The sequence below is a fragment of the Kitasatospora sp. NPDC029367 genome, from assembly GCF_055569135.1.
The window spans coordinates 1-1,349 of the sequence record NZ_JBVHYH010000170.1 but is presented as its reverse complement, the minus strand read 5'-3'; the positions used below and the strand labels follow the sequence as shown (position 1 = coordinate 1,349).

Annotated in this window: 1 protein-coding gene; it reads right to left on the bottom strand. The window is 70.6% G+C overall.

All coding sequences use genetic code 11. The features are described from left to right. Window positions 1-16: 16 nt before the first annotated feature. Window positions 17-1,108, bottom strand: coding sequence for an IS110 family RNA-guided transposase (locus ACZ4W5_RS38005; RefSeq protein ID WP_465659828.1), 1,092 nt, complete (start codon window positions 1,106-1,108; stop codon window positions 17-19). Window positions 1,109-1,349 lie beyond the last annotated feature (241 nt).

The following is a 1,349-nucleotide window of genomic DNA, read 5'->3' as shown; positions in this document are numbered from 1 at the left end:
GATGCTCCTATGGAAGTCAAGCGGCTTCAGTGAGGTCGCTTTGGGTGGTTTGTCTGGTGGTGTTGGTGGTGCGGATCGACCGTTGCAGGACTCGGTAGACCTCGCGGGCGATGTGGCGTTTCAGGCAGCGCATGATGTCCTTCTTGGCGAGGCCTTCGGTCGTGCGCCGTTCGACGTAGGCGCGGGTGCGCGGATCATGGCGCATCCGACACAGCACGATCGTGTGCAGGGCGTGGTTGGCGGCTCGGTCACCGCCGCGGTTGAGCCGGTGACGGTCGCGTCGTCCGGATGAGGCGGGTATGGGCGCGACGCCGCACAGGTGCGCGAAGGCTGCCTCGGAGTGCAGGCGGTCGGGGTTGTCCCCGACAGTGGCCAGCAGCTGGCCGGCCACGTCCGGACCGACGCCCTTGAGCGCGAGCAGGTCCGGCGCGGCCTGGGCGGTCAGTGTCTTGAGGTGGGCGTCCAGCTCGTCAGCCTCGTCGGTCAGGGCCAGGATGCGCTTGCCCAGGCGGCGCAGGGCCGCCTTGACGGCGTGGGCCGGGTCGGCGAGGTCGTCGCCCGGCCGGAGCCGGGAGCATGCCTGGGCCAGGACGGCGGCCTGCAGTCCGTGTAGTTGGGCGCGCAGGTTCTCCGGTGCGGTGACCAGCAGCTGCCGGGCCTGGTTGATTGCCTGGGTGCGGGACTTGACGGCTGATCGGCGCACGACGCGCAGGGTGCGGATGGCCTCGACGATGCCGTCACGGGTCTTCGGGGTGCCGCTGGCCCGGCCGGAGGCCACCGCCTGGGCGGCGGCGTAGGCGTCGATCGGGTCGGACTTGCCCTTCATACGGCGGGTCTTTCGGTCGGGGCGGTCGACCTCGATGACGGTCAGGCCGGCCCGGCGCAGGATGCGGGCCAGTTCGGCGCCGTAGGCGCCGGTGCCCTCGATGCCGACGGCGGTGACGGTGCCGAAGGAGCGTAGCCAGGCGAGCAGTTGGCGGTAGCCGGTACCGGTGGCAGGGAACTCGCGGTCGGCCAGGTGGCGGCCGATGCGGTCGATCACGGCCGCGTGGTGGGTCTCGCCGTGGGTGTCCACGCCGCCTGTGACTTCCAGGGCCTGGTCCGTCATGCTGGTCACTGCCGTCCTCTCGCTGAACCGGGTGGGCGGCACGCGCCGGCCGGGCGGGCGGACAAGACAGTGGCGGGGCTTCTGGACCAAGCTCCTATTAGGTCACGGTCGCCCGTCCGGTCGCGTGCGGTGGCTCTCCGAGCGGGCCGACGAATCGCCTAAAAGACAGCCGGTCGGCGTCGGTCAGTCCGTGAGTCAGACCCGGCGGAGAAGCCACCACACATCCTCACTGTCAGTCCTC

Coding starts and splice junctions, on each gene's coding strand:
- ACZ4W5_RS38005 (WP_465659828.1), bottom strand. CDS start 1,108: ATGACGGACCAGGCCCTGGAAGTCACAGGCGGCGTGGACACCCACGGC.